Here is a 17,517-nt window from a genome sequence, read left to right on the forward strand (position 1 = left end):
TTCAACCTTTCCAGTGAAAAGGTCCCAGGAATCCGTTCTTTCCGGGATTGCTCCATTGAAAACGATAGTCTTTTACTTCGGCATGGACCGTCTTTCCCGGAGCGATCCTTTGGGAAAGATGAGCGACGTTATCGATCCATACCGTCCTCCCTCTATGGCCCCGAAAAGCTTCCAATCGAACGGAAGCCAAATCCGGAATCTCCAAACTCCTAGACTTATCACCTTTAGATTCATATCGAATAGGAACTCGCTTGGTTCCTAAGAATTCTGTGGTAAGAGATCTAATATTTGCAGGAGGGCCTCCCATCTCTCCAGAAAAAATCAGATGGAGAGAATCAAACTGCTCCTCGCTTGCCCTTTCATCTACATATAACCCTAGACTATAAGATCCATCGGCCATCTTACCCGGGACCCAAATGAGCATCGCCACATTCAGATCATTCAACTGGATCCCTTTAAAATTCCCTTCAGAGATATGATAAGCCACCAATGTTTGGCAATCACCATACGTAGGTTCCGCCTGATAAACACTGAGAAGACAAGGGCAAAGAGCCTCGCAGCTGCAGTGCTCGAAATAATCCCCTTCTAAATTCCAGTTCTCTCCTTTGCTCATCTGGAAAATCCTTTTCCTTTCTCCAAGGATCTGTTCTCACTATGAAGAAGCTGGCTTCCGGATTTCTCTCGAAAATAATCTTCTAATCTTAAAACTCCGTATTGAGGTCCGACTATATCGAGAGTGTGAACGGTGTTCCCGAATTGCATAAATTGAAAGATCCGTCGGTTAAACGGGCGAAGTAAATAGATCAGTATGCGATTCAGGAAAATCGGTATGTGGATCGGTTTCTTATTTCTTCCAGCAACTTTCAAGGCCAGCTCGGTAATCTGGTCCCTTGTCAGAATGTCCGGACCTCCAATATTGATCTCTTCCTCGTTACTCTCCAAAGCCTCTACAACAGCCTTAGCCACATCTTTTTCGTGGATAGGATTGATCTTTGCCTTTCCATTCCCGATCACGATCCCCATCCCCTTCTTCGCGAACTCCAAAAATTCCAAAAGAATGGAGAAGAAGGCTGTCGGTCTTACTATCGTATAGTCGATTCCCGAATTTCGGATCGCTTCCGAAAAGCGATCATGACTTCTAATATATTCAGCTTTTTGAATTCCTTTCGCGCGAAGAAACGAAGTATATATGAATTTGGAAACACCCGTGTTAAGTGCCGCTCTTAGCACATTCAAATTTCCACCCAGGTTAATTTCTTCGAAAGTCCCCTTGTTCTTAAAATCCTTAAGATCCAAACTGGCGCCTGCACAGGAGATCACCGCATCAATTCCGGAAAAGGCCGATCCCATACTCTTAGGATCCAAAATATCCCCGATCTTATAATCATCGAATTCGTCTTCGAGGATCTGCAATTTTGAAACAGACCTAGCGAGGACCCGAATCCAATATCCCTTCCTCTTTAATTCGGAAACTACAAGTCTCCCAAGATTTCCGGTCGCACCGACCACTAGTATTCGTTTCATACCATTCTTCCTCAAAAATAGACTCTGGAGTCTACTTTTGAACTACCCCAATGCATTTGATCTGTCAACAAAAAGTAGACTCCAGAGTCTATTTTTTTACGCTTTTCTTTTACCAGCTCCACAGGAATCCTAGTCTGAAAGGAAAGAACAATGAAAGCTCGAGAAAAGATCCTCCACGCAGCCGACAAACTTTTCTATGAACGGGGATTTGCCAATACCGGGGTAGCCGATCTTTTGGAAGAATCCGGAGTGCATAAGGCAAGCTTCTATAAATACTTCCGGGAAAAAGGAGAAGTCGGTCTAGAATATATCCGAAAGAGAAGAGAACTGAATGCTCTGCAATTCAAGGGACTGGTCTCTCGATATGCCGAATTCGAAAAGGTGGTAGATGCCTGGGGTTTAGCACTCAAGAGAGAAGCAAAGAAAAACAGACTATGGGGCTGTCCATTTGCGGTTTTTGCAAACCAGATCCGCTCTTCTCAACTCTTCTCGGATAAAGAACAACTAACGAACGCAGAAGAAGAGATCGAGGAAACGGTCCAAGACTGGGAAGAGATCTTTGCATCCTATCTCAGGACAAATCCGATCCGGAGGAAATCGCCGTTATCCGAAAAACAAATTCGATCTTTCGCGAAAAAGATCCTGATCCTTTATGAAGGTTCGATCCAATTATTTTTTATGACCGGAAAGGAAGAATATCTGGACGAGTTCCGTTCCGGTCTTTTATTCTTAGGCGAATTATATAAGACGATTCCCTAATAAAGGTATGGGCGTTCCCCGCGCCGAAAATAATAGAACAAAACTCTGTTAGAGCACTCGCGGGTCGGGCTACTTCAGGTTCGGACCTACGTCCTCATCCCTCGCCGATCCAAAGCAGTCCGTTCATTTTCCATTCTCCGGCTCGGGACGCTTCGCGCCTTGCGTATCCCTAACGCAAAGCGAATATCATATCCTATAAATGTCGGATCTCTGCGGGAGGGTTTCGCCAGTTATTGTTTAAACCGTCAGAATACCAAACAGGAGCATCTATCAATTCGCTTGGTTCTACTCCATCCAAGGAAGAAACAGCTACGCTAACATAAGCGCCTCCTATCTCTTCGACATAGCCGTGAGAGACAGTTCTCACGCCACAATTCTTACAGAACTGATGAGCGTTACTAAATGTCCCAAACTTATAAGAACTCAAACTGTCTTCTCCGCTCAAAAGACGAAACGCGGAAGGTTTGATGATAGCCGACCAATTTCGAACCTTCCTGCAAAATGAACAATTACATCTTCCAGTGCCGCGGCTTAGATCAATATCTGCCTCGAACTGTACCGCTCCACAATGACAACTTCCTTTATATGTTTTCAGGCTCATATTTGTTTTCCTCTTTTGAAAGCGAGAGCCAACAAGAGCACTTTAGAAGGCATCGCCCCTGACTCTCCGCTTTTTGATATCCAAGATCCTTAGATCATAGATCCAGTATGGCATAGTAAATATGCCAATATTTGTCATATTTTACAGCCTTTAGAATTTTTTTACCGCTTAAGACTAAAGGCTCTTCCATCAGATAAATGATCTCTACGACTTTTTTCAAGAAGCGGTCAAACAATCCCGTTAATAGAATGCGTATAAATACGCACCTTCTCCCCATTGTTTAGGTATTTATACCAATAGAAATCCCCGGAAAATTTAGATATTATTGCTTAATATTAAATTTTTAGGATTCCTTCATGATCTTTCTAACGCAAAAACAAAGAGTCATATATTCTGTTTTCGTTATATTATTTTTACTTTCTTGTTCGAATGGAAGCGGCGGCAATAGTTCTTCTGCAGTGTTAGCTCTATTAGGCGGATCTTCCGTGTCACCCGCGGAATGGACTTGGATGAGTGGTCGAGCTTTCGATACAATAGGAGGAGGATACGGCTTAGGAGTATACGGAACCAAGGGAGTTGCCGACCCGGCAAATTTTCCTGGAGGGCGCCAAGATGCGATGCAGTGGATAGATTCCTCGGACCAGTTATGGTTATTCGGTGGAACCGGTAGAGATCCAAGTACAGCTTTTGGACAATTGAACGATCTTTGGAAATTCGATGGGAGCAATTGGACTTGGATAGCCGGATCCAATACGGTCAGTGCAGCCGGAACGTATGGAACAAAAGGAGTTGCCGCTTCAGGAAATACTCCGGGAGCAAGGGTAAGTGGAACTACTTGGGTAGATTCGTCTGGAAATCTATGGCTTTTCGGAGGAAGTAGCGATGCGAACGGAAGCAACTGCTTTAACGATCTCTGGAAATTTGATGGGGTGAATTGGACTTGGATGGGAGGACAAAATACCATGAATGCAAACGGAGTCTACGGTACGATGGGTGTAGCCAATCCCAGTAATTATCCAGGAGCGAGGCAAGGAGCGTCCGGATGGATCGACTCCACCGGTAATGTATGGATATTCGGAGCAGGGCCAGGAATGCCGGAAACAGGTTCCGTTACTTCGAATTTAAACGACCTTTGGAAATTTGATGGGACAAACTGGACATGGGTAGCCGGATCTAAAACTTTCAGTGTTCCGGGTGACGGTAATTGGGGAACGAAAGGTGTCGCTGCCGCAAGCAATCTACCTTCTTCACGAGGGAAGTCTGTGTATTGGATCGACTCTTCCAACAATCTTTGGTTATTAGGAGGAACTAGCTATGATGGTAATCTAAATGATGTTTGGAAGTTCGACGGCACAAATTGGACTTGGATGGAAGGTTCCGATACTCCTGATGTAGCTGGAGTTTATGGTAAGAAGAATATCGCTAGTTCCAATAATGTAATCGGAGCTCGGAGCAACGCAATTGGAGGAAGACTACCGAACGGGCTAGTCTGGGTTTTCGGAGGATCCGGAGACGATTCCAATGCCGCCTTAGGACAGTTAAATGATCTTTGGATTTTTGATGGAAAAAAATGGACCTGGAAAGGAGGCACGGATCTTGTCACCCAAGCAGGCGTCTTCGGACTAAAAGGGACGACGGGAACTAATTATTATCCAGGAGGGCGTTTTGGCTCAAGTGGAATAGCAGACTCCAAAGGAAATATCTGGATCTTTGGAGGACAAGGCATTGATGCAAACGGTAATAACGAATTCCAAAATGATCTATGGAAAGTTCGCCCCTAGATCGGAGGTTCTGCCTACTCTTCATTCGATCTCCGAATGAAGAGTCCCGAAAACCCGATCCCAGATCGAAGTATAGAAACCGAAATTATGCTCCTCATCCTGATGGTGTCTTGCATGAAACGTACTGGTAGTGAACACGCCGAAGAAAGTAGAACGAAGCCATTTTTCAGACAAAGGTTCGACCCCTAAATGTCCGACCATACCGAATGCAACGTTCAAGCCCAGATAGACGCTCATTCCCAACCAAGAAAAATCATAAAGACATAGCACCAACAACCAAAGGAACCCGAAACCAAGAGCCTCCAAAGGATTGAGAACGAATAGAGTCAAGGGACGAGGTTTATCGTAACGATGGTGGGTGCTATGGGCGAACGGATAAATAAACCGTATATGAGCGATCCGATGCAAGATATACATTCCCATATCCATAACCAGAAGAAGGATCAGAATATCGAGGACCGCGAAAACTCCCGTATCGCTACGGAATCGAATAGAACCCGTTCTCCAAAGCCAAAGCCCAAATAACGTAACGATCGTATTCAGAAGTACGGTAGAAACGGCAAAAAGGACCTCTTTAGGCTCGATTGGCGGAGGGATCGGAGAGATGCGTCGATCCGCATAACGTTCCGAAAATAGAATACCAATATATATAGAAGAAGCAAAGATAAGAAGATTTTCGATCAAGAATAGGAGTGCAGCCCACGAATAGGGAATTTCTTGGAGAAATAGGACTGCTTCGTTTCCAAAATCACTCATAGACATTTAAATCCAGAAAATCTGCCTCGCATCAAATAGTCGATAATGTTAAACTACGGTGCATTCAGGAAATGAAAAGTGAAACAGATTGTCGGGCTACTCCGGACTCCGCTACGCTTCGGACTCCTCGCCTTCGGCTCCGGGGTCCGCTACGCGTCCTGCGTATCCCTAACGCAGATAGTAAAAATCAAACCTTCGAAGTCTTCCATCCACCTTTTCTAAATAACCAAAGTGTGAATAATCCCACAGAAGTTTCTGTGATCATACTCGCCCAAAATACTCCAGAGTATCCGTAGGAAAGAACCTTCGCTAGAACGTAAGCAAATGGGATTTGGAACATCCAGAAAAATACCAGATTGATCAATGTAGGAGTGGTTGTATCCCCTGCTCCGTTAAAGGCCTGAACACTGACCATCCACCAAGCATATACAAAATAGGAATACGATACTATCCCCAACCATTCGGAACCGATAGAGATCACTTTGGCGTTATCAGTAAAGATCGACACAAGGGATTCTCTGAAAATAAAATAGCAGATGGAAACCCCGACGAGAAAGATCATATTCCATACTCCAACAATCCAAACAGACTGTTCAGCACGATCCGGTCTTTTTGCTCCTAAATTTTGACCAACCAGAGTTGCTACCGCATTCGACATTCCCCAAGAAGGCATCAGAGTAAACATCATGATACGAAGAGCGATCGTTGCTCCAGCTACAGCCTCACTTCCAAATTCGGAAATAATCCTCACAAGAAAGATCCAAGAAGTCATTCCGATAATAGTTTGCCCAATTCCACCTATGGAAGTGCGAACTATATCCGAAATGATTTCCCAATGTATACTGATCTGGGAACGAAGTACTCGAATATGTTTCCCGCCATTTAAAAGCAGATAGATCTGGAAAAGAACCCCAACCCCTCTTCCGATATTTGTAGCAATGGCGGCACCTTCGATACCCATCGCTGGAACTGGACCAAAGCCGAAGATAAAGATCGGATCTAGGATCATATTAAGACCATTAGAAATCCATAAAACTCTCATTGCGATCGCCGCGTCTCCCGCACCTCTAAAAACCGCATTAAGCCCAAACAAAAGCATAATTACGATATTTCCGCCGAAGATCCATTGAGTGTAACGAGATCCATGCTCTATAACCCACGGATCTCCACCCATGAGAATCAGAAGATCTTTCGCAAACCAAACTCCGAAGATAGCAAAGGGTAACGAAACAAGTATGGAAAGAAAAACGGATTGGACTGCGGCAATTCCGGCTTGCTCCTTATCCCCTTCCCCAATCCTTCGAGCAATGATCGCGGTCACGGCAGTGGACATACCGATCGCGAGAGAATAAAGAAGAAACAAATAGGTTTCCGTAAGCCCGACTGCAGCAACCGCAGAAGGACCCAAAGCTCCCACAAAATAAATGTCTACGACTGCAAACGCAGACTCCATGACCAATTCCAAAACCATCGGAACAGAAAGTAAGAAAACAGCCTTACCGAGCGAAATTCGAGTATAGTCCGCTTCCGTTCCGGTAAGCGCCTTTCTTAATTCCTTCCAAAGAGAAGTTCGTTCCAATCCTAACTTAGGATCTTTTTGTATAGCTTCCATCCGCACACCTTTTGCTATCAAGTTCTGATCAATCTACAAAGAAAAGCAAGGCACTTTGCGAGATAAAATGTTCAATCCGACCTGCGTCCGATGGGTCCCTATCTGGTTCTCTTAAACAAAACATAGGGCGTTCCCACACATTCTCCATATTTCTACAGAAACTTTTTCTAATTTGGTGTGGTCGGGCTACTACGGACTCCGCTTCGCTTCGGCCCACTCGCCTTTGGCTGCGTGGTCCGCTACGCGTCCTACGTATCCCTAACGCGGGGGTTATCTTTTAAATAACTCATAGGAAGCGAAAAACACTTACTATAACCGGTAAAATTTGTCCGGGATTAGCGTAAGATTAGAAGGGAATCAAAAATTGGAGAAAAGGAATGTCATTTTTTCACCACCTTATCGGTAGACAAATAGTCAAATATTTGTTATATTGTCTACCATGGCTAATACTTACTCTGCTAAAGAAATTTTCTCAGAAAGATTGCGCTCAGCTCGGATTGCCGCAGGCCTATCTATGGATGAACTAGTCGTGAAACTGGATCGCGCCATTTCCAAACCAGCCATAGGAAAATACGAAAAAGGAATAATGTTTCCGGATTCCGAAAATTTAATTAAAATTGCCCAGGCGTTAGGAGTAAGTCCGAATAATTTACTTCGTCCGTTCCGTACTGAAATTTCTGAAGTAGATTTTCGTAAAAAATCTACTTTAAAGAAAAAGAAGGAAAATACCCTAAAAGTAAAATTGCAAGGCCATTTAGAAAATTACATCGAATTAGAAGAAATATTAGGATCTAAGACTTCTTACACCAAAACTATCACCAAAAATTCCCGCATTCCGGAAGCTATAGCATATGAGATACGTTCTTCCTGGAATCTCGGAATGGGGCCAATAGCAAATGTATTCGAGACTCTAGAAGACAATGGGATCAAAATAATAGAAATTAAGGAAGATGAATCATTCGACGGACTCTCCGGCTGGGCAGAAGAGAGAATTCCGTTCATTGTCGTAAACTCTGCAATGGACTCTTTTCGAAAAAGATTTACTGCCTTGCATGAGTTAGGCCACATTATACTTTCATTCCCCAAATTTACCGAACCAAAAAAAATAGAAAAAGCCTGCAACATGTTCGCAGGAGCGATGCTCCTGCCTAAGGAAAGTTTAATAAAGGAAGCAGGTAAAATAAGGAATAATTTCAGCATATCTGAACTTTCCTCTATTAAATCTGAGTATGGAATATCAATCGGAGCGATCTTATTTCGACTAAAATCAGCAAACATTATTGACGAAGCACGATTTATTCATTTTTGGAAAGTTATGAATTCGGATCCAAAACTAAAAAAGGAGGAAGGTTTAGGACAATGGGGCGGAGAGGAGACTTCTCATAGATTCCGCAGGTTATTAGATCATGCATTGGCCGAAAATTTAATCTCCATCTCCAAGGCGGCGGAAATCTCGGGTGAATCTTTACAGGAGGTTCGAAAAAGAATTCGAATACTATGAGAAAGATCGCCGTTCAAGACACTTGTATACTAATAGATCTGACCGATCTCGAAATTTTAAAGGACGTTCTGAAACTTCCTTATGAATTTGTATGTACAGATCTAGTCTTACTAGAGTTGCGATCAGACCAGCAAAAAATTATTCAAGACCACCGCATTTCAATTATCCCTTTTACCGAAAGCGAACTGATTTCTCTCTTCGAAGAATTAAGAAATTCTCCTGGATTAACAGCCCCTGATCTATCTTGTCTTTTGCTTACAAAAAAGGAATGCGGAATCCTTCTGACTAGCGATGGAGCACTTCGCAAAAAGCAAAAAATTTAGACGTGGAAGCTCATGGTACTCTCTGGCTCCTCGACCAACTTATCGAACGGAAAATATGGAAGCATCGAGAGGCTCATAGTAAGCTTAGGCAATTAATGGACTTAAACCGCAGGCTTCCAAGTGAAGAATGCGAAACTCGACTCAAAAAATGGAAAAAATAATAATTCAAGGAGAATTAGAAAATGGCTGATAATAGAACACATATTCAAGCGGGATTGATTACAGGAGCAATTCTTTCCATACTAAAGGATTGGAATAGAAATGATTTAAATATGGATCAAAAATTTGGAAGGGCTATATTGTCTGCCAGCATCGGCGCAATTGGGGGTAAGCTTCCTGATATTTTTGAACCTGCTGATCATCCGAATCACAGACAGGGTGCACATAGTGTTGCATTTATGGGCTTTAGTTATGCCACTCTTCAGGAATTTAAGGAAAAGTATCCGGAATGGGAACTCATTATTGACCCACTCCTCGCTGGATATGCGAGTCATTTGGTCCTGGATTCAAAAACGCCGATGGGTATACCGTGGTTCTGACTTTGACGATTATTTGACATAAATTGGCGGTAAAAGAAAATCGAACCTCCGAAACTTTAAAAGAATACACAAATAAACACTGAGGAACCCAACAAAAGCCTGTTGCTGGAACCATTCACTTGTATTCCTTAAATAGAGACAAAAACTTCGTTTAACTAAGTATGGAATTTCCAGCAATCATTGATAACAATACTGAAGAAACACAATTGGCGAACGTGTTTAATCAATTTCTTTTACCCTATGCCAACCAGATTGATGCTGCAGTCGGTTATTTTTATTATAGTGGATTTGACTTGATCGCCCCTGGGTTATTAAAGAATCCCTTATTTCAAAATATAGATTCCGTGCCGAATGATTCTATTCGAATCATCATGAGTCCAAGGACAGATCGTCGCACTGCTTTCCTCTTAAATACTGGAATTCAACTAAGTATCCAAGATCAAGTAAAGGATATAATAAGCCAAATTGAGTTCGATATTGCAGGAAAAGATATTACACATATTTCCTTTTTTCTAGAACTTCTAAAAAGGAAGATTTTAAATGTTAGACTATATACTGAAGATTTCTTTCATGCAAAAGCATATTTAGCGAAATTAAAACTTTCTAATGGTACCCATTTTCACTCAATAGTAGGATCTTCTAATTTTAGCGAATCTGGATTCACCGACAACCGAGAATTAAATCTCACTAATTCTGACAAATTACATTACGATCACCTGCTCAATTGGTTTCAAAAAATATGGAATTCCTCTACTGTTGAGCTTAATGAATCGCTAATTCAAATTGTTGATTCAGAACGAAACTCAAGGGCCAAAGGACTACCAACTTCAATCGGATTATCTCCTTTTGAAGCATACTTATTTTTAATACGCCACTACTTAGGAGAATTAACAAAGGAAAGATTAGAGAAAACCGAATTATTAGCGGAGTTTCAACAGGTTGGCGCAGAAAATGTCTTAGGAAAGTTAGAAATACTTGGAGGAGCAATCGTTTCAGATTCTGTTGGTCTTGGCAAAACTTTTACTGCGGCCGAAGTAATTCGTCGTTATAGAGAAAAAGGGGCTAGAGTATTAATCGTTGCACCACCTACATTAATTCCACAGTGGAAAGAAACTTTAGAAATTTTTTTCAATATTCCAGAATCGCAACACATACAGTTTCTTTCTCAAGGCAAACTAGGTCAGGAGAATGGAGATAAAATTCAATCATTAAAGGGAGGAAAAGAATTTAATTTAATAATCATTGATGAAGCTCACCGAGCAAGAAATAGAGAAACCTTTTTATATCAAAATATCAGGGCCCTACAACCCCAAGACATTTCACAGCAAGCAGCTGTCCTGTTACTTACAGCTACACCTTTCAATAACTCAATTCGAGATTTGCAAAATCTTATCAATCTCTGTACAACAGATGCCAAATTATATGCTGCGGGATTTAGCCCTAATGCCTTTGACAAATTTCATGAGAAAATTAAATCACTTAAATCCGGAAAGAATATCTCTGCACTTGAAACAGATTTCGATTTCCAGAAATCGATTACAGAAATTCGAGATCTATTAAATGGAATCATGCTACTCAGGATGAGGTCTTCAATCAAAAGAAACTATAGAAATATTACAATAGCCGGAAAACCTTTAGAGTTTCAAGAACCTGAAGTTCGAAAACTAAATTACTCTTATACAAATAAACAGCACGAACTGTTTCAAGAATTAAGCGGCTTTTTAGAAAAGTTACATCTCCCACATATTATTTTGTCTAATCCAGAATCAGGCAGAACCCTTTCTTACTTATATTTACTACTCCTTTACAAACGAATCGAATCCAGTCTTTATGCCTTCTATTGTTCTCTACTAAATATAATTGAAAAGGAAAATGAACTCTTAAAAGCATTAGACTCCGGGGATTCCATCGAAGTATTGCTTCAAAAATACAACCGATATCGTCTCCAAACAGAAATAATAGATCCAGAGGAAACATCAAATTTATTTGATGGGGGATCGATCCCCGAAGGAGAAGAATCGGAAGAGGATTCTAAGATAAAATTTACAGCGGATGATGTCCGATCTTGGATTTCAAATGACATATACGAGATCAGGAATTTTATAAAGCGTCATTTAGAGCCGCTTCAAACCAACGTAGATCAACCTATTAGCCTAATAGATCCTAAAATTGAAACTTATATTAATACTCTCAGGTCCACTCGATTTCGAAAATGCATAACATTTTCCGAATACAAAGATACTGCCCAGTATATCGAATATCATCTCAAAATGTCTCCTTCAAATTTTCAACAATTCAGAAGTACAATGGTTACTTCAGGTGATCCTGAGCTTAAATCAAAATTAGAAAGGTTTGCACCGCGTGGGCAAAGGGCTAATGTCGCGCCAGGCGAAGAGTTCGACATTCTAATTGCAACGGACGTTCTATCCGAAGGTGTAAATTTACAGGATGCCGATCTATTATTAAATTTTGATTTACCGTGGAACCCAATGCGAATCGTTCAAAGGGTAGGTCGAGTCAATCGAATAGGGTCGGAAAATCGAATTAGTGTCCTAAACATGACACCAAACGACGAAGTGCTAAATGGTTTTCTTAAACTACTCGAAATCTTAAATTCAAAGGTGCAGCAGGTAGCCATACTTCTAGGGAAAGAAATGGCCATACTCTCCAGCGAAGACGAACATATTGATATTCGAGAAATTGGCGAAGAAATTAAGAACGTCCGTGACGCAGATTCAATGGATCGCTTAGAAGAACTTTCCCAAAAAACAAGTATATTTACGGGGATAGAAGGAGAAACTGAAGAGGATCATTTTCGTTCCTTTTTACAATTTTCCGCATCGAAAAATCATATTCGCCCCGAAGATTTTGATACTCTCGTTACTCCAAATTTACAAAGAACGTATTATACAATACTAACAGAGAATCCCAAAAATACTTATTCTCTTTTTGAAATACATGGAAGAAGAGGCGAACATAAGGATCTATTATCGAGGCACTGGATTCGAATCTCTGAGAATGGGGATGCGAAAGAAGAATTTCCATACCCATTTATAGAATCTCCCATTTCTCCAACAGCGCCAATGGCTAGCTCCAAAACACTCTCCCTGATTGAATTAGAAATCAGAGCAGAACAAAAATTTAATCTAATTTTAGAAGAACGTAAGGATCGTTTCAAACCGGGTGCTGCCGGTAAAAGCTTAAGACAAATTAAATCAAAAATTCAATCAGATTTACTCACCGTAATCGATTCTCTCTTAAAAAAGAAGGGAGCACAAAATTTATCCTTCGATGAGAAGGAAAACTCTTTTATATCCGAAATGGATAATCTGAAAGGGAATGGAATTGAAATTGTCCAAGAAATCCGTGACATTTTCGGGCGCCATCCATTCTCATCCAACCAACTCACTTACCTTAGAAATCAATTAAAGAAATATGGAATTAACCTAGACCGGGGGATTAGTTTTGTTCAATATAAAGATTTTGCTCATACGCTTGTGGACTTTTATAATAAGCATATCATTTCGGAACCTTCGCTTCGCGGAACTATTTACAAAAAGGAAGAGATTATCGGACGAAAAATCCTAACAATCTTTACGTAGTATTAATGGCAAGAGCTGATCGAATTAAAGAAATCATTTTAAACTCAAAATCTTTAGAAGATGTCGCTACACTTTTCCAAGAACTAAAATTTTCCATTAGCCAAGAAACTCAATCATTGATCGTTGAAATTGATGAGAATAGCTATATCGAAGTTTTTGTCTATACGGATAATTCTGAACTTATTAAACGAGCAGGGCAGCATGTCTATCAAAGAGTAGGAATACTCGGAATTTCTAAAAATTTTGAGGAATGGACATTTCTACGAAAAGGATTCGAAGATAAAATTCGTATCCAAAAATATAAATTCAAAAGAACAGACATTCGAGAAAATCGAAACCCAATTGCAATCCAAAGATTATGTGATTTAAAGCCTGGAAACATTTCTGGATTCGAAGATTTGTTTGAAAGGAAGGATATTTCAAATAAATTCTATAAGGAATTCAAAAAGCAAAAGATAGAACTAATTAATTCCATATCGGGCATCTCAGACCAATGGGATCGTAAACTTTATGCACAAATCCTATTAGATCGCCTAATATTCCTTTTCTTTCTACAATCCAGAAATCTTCTGAATGAAAACCCTAGATACTTTGCAGAAAAATATAGAGACTACTGCAAAAGGAAAAACGAATTTTACGAAACTTTTTTGAAAGAATTATTCTTTAATGCACTCTGTAGAAAGGAAAGAGAAAAACATACTCTCACCATCGTTGGTAACACGATCCCCTATCTAAATGGAGGGTTATTTTTAAAACACGAGATTGAAGAAAAATACCTGAAAATTCAAGTATCCAATGAGTCATTCGCAGCCATTTTTCAATTTTTCGAATCCTGGAACTGGAATGTAAACGAAAGATCCGATTCAGACGAAGATTCCATCGATCCTTATATCCTGGGATATATTTTCGAAAATACTCTGGGAGATAATAAATCCGGCGGAGTTTATTATACTCCCTCCTCCCTGTCCGAGTTTCTTACCGATGAAACGATTGAAGAACATATTTTCAAAAAAGCGAATGGAATCAGTGCTTCCGGTTTCTATAAAAATACGGAAGAATTTATAAATAATTCAACTGAATCTGAGCTAATCATTTTCTTCGAAACCATTCTCTCACCGATTAAAATTTGTGATCCAGCTTGCGGATCTGGACAATTCCTTGTCCAGTCTCTGCATTCACTCTCTTATTATCATAAATTACTTTCAAATCGCATTTTAAAATCAAATTTACAAGAAATTCGAGCCAGAATTGAAAAACCAAAAGGATATTCACTAGAAAGGAATCCAATTTACGGTATAAGAAGATTTGTTGCATCGAACAATCTATACGGAGTAGATATTCTTCCAGAAGCAGCAGAAATCACAAAATTGCGATTATTTTTAGCAATGGTAGAAGGGATCGAAATTTCTTCTGATCAATTGGAGCCATTACCCAATATTGATTTTCATATTCGCAGCGGAGATTCACTCACTGGATTCCTATTTCTACCGGAAGATTTTTTTGACGGTCTGCCGTCTCAAAGTTCGAAAGCAAAAAACAGAAAAGAATCCCCTTCAATTGGTGTTCTAGACTTCGGGGATGCCCCTAGTAAGATGGCAAGAAAAGAAAAGTTAATTTTCCTTTATACAAACGAAAATGACCCTGACAAAGCCCTCCAACTTCGTTCCGAAATTCGAGAAATAGATTTAGAATTGCAGCAGGTCTTAAACCAAAGATTGGAACACTTACTTTCGGAATGGAAAGTAAAACCGAAAAAGAAAATTGATTTTATCGATGAGAAAAAGGATCTAAAAGCGATCGAACTTATAAATCAATTCGTGTTAAGAACAGAAGACTTAAAACCATTCCATTACGGGATGGAGTTTTCTACGGTCATCCATCCATCTTACCCGAAGGAAGCAGGCTTTGATATTATTCTAATGAATCCTCCTTGGGAAGTTTGGAAGCCAAATTCACAGGAATTTTTCGAAAGTTATATTCCTCAATTTAGAGATCTAGATAAAAACGAGGCAAGACTCGCAGTAGCGACTCTATTTAAGAAGAACGCAAAAATCAAAGACGAATGGCTCCAACATTGTTTAAATCTTACAGCTACAGGAGATTTATTCCGTAATTCAGACTTTTTTCCAAATCGAGGATCAGGTGACATCAATCTTTATAAACTTTTTTTAGAAAGAGCATGGCATCTATTAAAAGAAGAAGGCTCATTAGGGATCGTAATACCTTCTGGACTGTATTCTGATTTAGGATGTAAAGATCTACGTAAAATGCTTTTTACAGAAGGCAAAATCAATTTTCTTTACGGATTCGAAAACTCGAAAGCACTCTTTGAAAACGTTCACCGAAGTTTTAAGTTCATCCTCCTATCAGCTACGAAAGAAACAAACGGTCCCGGAAAATCAGTCCCCTCTGCCTTTATGTTACATTCGGAGCAGGACCTTCGTTCCGTCCACCAAACCAAGAAGGATATGCAAACTATAAAAGTAGAGAAATCAAACATAAGCTCTTTGGATAAACGATTTTTAGATCTACCTATCAACTTAATACAGAAATTAAGTCCAGATTCTTTAAGCCTAATGGAATTCAAATCAGACACAGACATTAGCATAGTAAAGAAAATGGCAAAGTTTCCTAGATTAGGGGAAGAACTCGAAGGCAAGTGGAACGTAAAACTTTCCTCAGAGTTTCACATGACAAACCATGCTCACCTTTTTATGACCAAGGAGCAGTTGTTAAAGCTGGGTGCAAAATACGATTCTGAAATGATGATTTGGAAAAAAGGAAAGGAAGAATGGTGGCCTTTATATGAAGGTAGAATGATAAGCCAATACGATCATCGTGCGGCTGGATATATAAGTGGATCCCAGCGATCTGCAATTTGGGACTATTGTGATTTTCCGAAAAATAGAGAGGTAAGGCCACACTACTGGATTATACCGCAATGGAAAAATGGGAAAGGTTATAAAATCTATATTTGCGTAGTTACAGCCTCTTCCAATAAAAGAACAGGCCTTGCAACGCTCGTCAACAGAAAAGAGTCGTCAGGAAATTCATTGGCCGTCATTGATACCGAAAATGCAGAAGCGAACCTTTACTTAACGGCAATTATTAATAGTTTCACATTAGATTACTATGTAAGATTGCGAATACCGGGAAATAATTACAACCAAGCAGTTATATTTGATTTGCCTACACCTCGGTTTTCAACAAGAGGTCTGGAGACCAGCACAAAATATGAATCTAAATTAATTGAGTTAACCGCTAGTTTAGTTGGAACAACCAACGCTTTCAACCAGCTCCTCCAAGAAATCTTTGGACCTAAAGCTAATTTTGCAACTCATGGAGTTACTGATCCAAGGAAAAGACAAAAAATCAAAAACCAAATTGATGCGATTGTCGCAAAAATTTACGATCTGACTGAGGAAGAGTTTCAGCATATTCTCTCGACCTTTCCCTTGGTGGAAAATGAGATCAAGGAAGGTGTCATGGAGGAGTGGAGAAAGCTAAATTGAATGGGGACAAACTATTTGCAACCTTACAGTCCTATAAACCAATCCTTTTCAACTACCACGTCTTCGACCATTCTCTCTTTAACAAATACGCCCAAACGAAGCTCCTTTAATTTGGTAACTAATTCTTGACCATCAATTAAATCTAAAGGGATTGCTCCATCCCTTAGGGCTTCCCTTTTTGCTTCGGAAGTAAATCGACCTGTCGTAATGATTAAACCTTTATCAGCACGACCAGACATAGCCCCCCGAAAGTCTCGAACCACGGAAGGCCCGACAACGTCTTTGTATCTCTTACACTGAAAATAGACATGAAAAGAAAGCAATCCCCCTAGACGGACTACCCCGCGACCATCAATACCACCATCTCCTGAACGACCAGTAATCTCTACATTAACGAATCCAGATTCTCTCAATATCCTTTGGCAAAGTCTTTCAAATGCGTCAGATTTCATTTGTTTTAGCAAATTCAGCAATTCGTCTTGCCATGAAATATTTTCTTCCGGCTCTAGTTCATCAATCTCACTATTAGATTCGAAATCTTCTTTAATACGAAACTTTTCTTTAACCTTTTGCACCACGGTTAGGCGATCGACTTGTTTAGTTTCCCTTCCTTCCTGCGTAAGAGCCCATATACCTCTTGCAGTATTTTCAAGTAATCCGTAGTTCTTTAGGTAATTTCGTGCCCATGCAAGTCGGTAATTAAAACGAGATCTAGATTGATTTTTCATAAGCTCGTTCAAATCTGCATCCGACAAGTTAAGAAGTTTTGCGACCTCTTCCTCCAATTCATCTATGGAAGCGGATCCGCCTAAATTATGAAACGCCTGTAACGCCGGATTTAATAAATTATCGTAAGTAGGGATAGACACGTTAGTAGCCGATTATTTAACTTTTTCCGACCAAACCTTCTAAATCCCAATCCTTTTTCCTCCGTAAAAACAAAAAAGCCAGGTGTGTAACCTGGCTTTTGAATTTTTGCGTTCTATTTGCACTTAATAACTGGAATG

Annotated in this window: 15 protein-coding genes; 8 read left to right on the plus strand and 7 right to left on the minus strand. The window is 40.2% G+C overall.

Annotation, left to right across the window (positions count from 1 at the left end):
- Position 1 precedes the first annotated feature (1 nt).
- Entirely contained in the window at positions 2–613 is a 612-nt protein-coding gene (locus EHO57_RS13615; protein ID WP_135645525.1) for a DUF1326 domain-containing protein, read from the minus strand.
- Positions 610–1,524, minus strand: a complete 915-nt coding sequence (locus EHO57_RS13620; protein ID WP_135645523.1) for an SDR family oxidoreductase — start codon at positions 1,522–1,524, stop codon at positions 610–612. Before EHO57_RS13620 ends, EHO57_RS13615 begins: the two co-directional genes overlap by 4 nt.
- A gap of 150 nt (positions 1,525–1,674) precedes the next feature.
- On the opposite strand from EHO57_RS13620, the gene EHO57_RS13625 reads away from it, so the two are divergent.
- Positions 1,675–2,283, plus strand: coding sequence for a TetR/AcrR family transcriptional regulator (locus EHO57_RS13625; RefSeq protein ID WP_135645521.1), 609 nt, complete (start codon positions 1,675–1,677; stop codon positions 2,281–2,283).
- A gap of 193 nt (positions 2,284–2,476) precedes the next feature.
- Here the strand turns inward: EHO57_RS13625 and EHO57_RS13630 are convergent, their stop codons facing one another.
- Both EHO57_RS13630 and EHO57_RS19030 read right to left on the minus strand, forming a co-directional pair.
- Positions 2,477–2,884 (minus strand): GFA family protein, encoded by a 408-nt coding sequence (locus tag EHO57_RS13630; RefSeq protein ID WP_135645519.1) that lies wholly within the window; start codon positions 2,882–2,884, stop codon positions 2,477–2,479.
- A gap of 94 nt (positions 2,885–2,978) precedes the next feature.
- Positions 2,979–3,104, minus strand: a complete 126-nt coding sequence (locus tag EHO57_RS19030; protein WP_281283403.1) for a hypothetical protein — start codon at positions 3,102–3,104, stop codon at positions 2,979–2,981.
- 136 nt (positions 3,105–3,240) lie between these two features.
- Between EHO57_RS19030 and EHO57_RS13635 the strand changes: the two genes are divergently transcribed.
- Positions 3,241–4,665 carry a Kelch repeat-containing protein gene (locus tag EHO57_RS13635; protein WP_135645517.1) on the plus strand — a complete coding sequence of 475 codons (1,425 nt, stop codon included), beginning with the start codon at positions 3,241–3,243 and terminating at the stop codon, positions 4,663–4,665.
- Between the two features lie 21 nt (positions 4,666–4,686).
- On the opposite strand, the gene EHO57_RS13640 is transcribed toward EHO57_RS13635, so the two are convergent.
- Together EHO57_RS13640 and EHO57_RS13645 are read right to left on the minus strand one after the other, a co-directional pair.
- Positions 4,687–5,421: a sterol desaturase family protein gene (locus EHO57_RS13640; RefSeq protein ID WP_135645515.1), complete on the minus strand. Its 735-nt coding sequence runs from the start codon at positions 5,419–5,421 to the stop codon at positions 4,687–4,689.
- Positions 5,422–5,608: 187 nt separating this feature from the next.
- On the minus strand, positions 5,609–7,033 hold the full coding sequence (locus EHO57_RS13645) for an MATE family efflux transporter (RefSeq protein WP_135645513.1): 1,425 nt from the start codon (positions 7,031–7,033) through the stop codon (positions 5,609–5,611).
- A 439-nt stretch (positions 7,034–7,472) separates the two neighbouring features.
- Here EHO57_RS13645 and EHO57_RS13650 point away from each other — a divergent pair, with 439 nt between their 5' ends.
- The 6 genes from EHO57_RS13650 to EHO57_RS13670 all read left to right on the plus strand — a co-directional run bounded on the left by EHO57_RS13650 (position 7,473) and on the right by EHO57_RS13670 (position 16,510).
- A complete protein-coding gene (locus EHO57_RS13650; protein WP_135645511.1) occupies positions 7,473–8,534 on the plus strand; it encodes an XRE family transcriptional regulator in 1,062 nt (353 codons plus the stop codon).
- Positions 8,531–8,857, plus strand: coding sequence for a type II toxin-antitoxin system VapC family toxin (locus tag EHO57_RS13655; protein ID WP_135698319.1), 327 nt, complete (start codon positions 8,531–8,533; stop codon positions 8,855–8,857). Before EHO57_RS13650 ends, EHO57_RS13655 begins: the two co-directional genes overlap by 4 nt.
- Before the next feature lie 2 nt (positions 8,858–8,859).
- Positions 8,860–9,018, plus strand: a complete 159-nt coding sequence (locus tag EHO57_RS19085; RefSeq protein WP_476737817.1) for a hypothetical protein — start codon at positions 8,860–8,862, stop codon at positions 9,016–9,018.
- Between the two features lie 21 nt (positions 9,019–9,039).
- Positions 9,040–9,396: a metal-dependent hydrolase gene (locus EHO57_RS13660; protein WP_135645509.1), complete on the plus strand. Its 357-nt coding sequence runs from the start codon at positions 9,040–9,042 to the stop codon at positions 9,394–9,396.
- 161 nt (positions 9,397–9,557) lie between these two features.
- Entirely contained in the window at positions 9,558–12,998 is a 3,441-nt protein-coding gene (locus EHO57_RS13665) for a helicase-related protein (RefSeq protein WP_135645507.1), read from the plus strand.
- 5 nt (positions 12,999–13,003) lie between these two features.
- Complete coding sequence (locus EHO57_RS13670) at positions 13,004–16,510, plus strand: Eco57I restriction-modification methylase domain-containing protein (protein WP_135645505.1); 3,507 nt, start codon at positions 13,004–13,006, stop codon at positions 16,508–16,510.
- Between the two features lie 23 nt (positions 16,511–16,533).
- Here EHO57_RS13670 and EHO57_RS13675 read toward each other — a convergent pair whose 3' ends face one another.
- Positions 16,534–17,379, minus strand: coding sequence for a restriction endonuclease (locus tag EHO57_RS13675; protein ID WP_135645503.1), 846 nt, complete (start codon positions 17,377–17,379; stop codon positions 16,534–16,536).
- Positions 17,380–17,517 lie beyond the last annotated feature (138 nt).

This window comes from Leptospira langatensis (assembly GCF_004770615.1).
Classification (GTDB): Bacteria; Spirochaetota; Leptospiria; order Leptospirales; family Leptospiraceae; genus Leptospira_B; species Leptospira_B langatensis.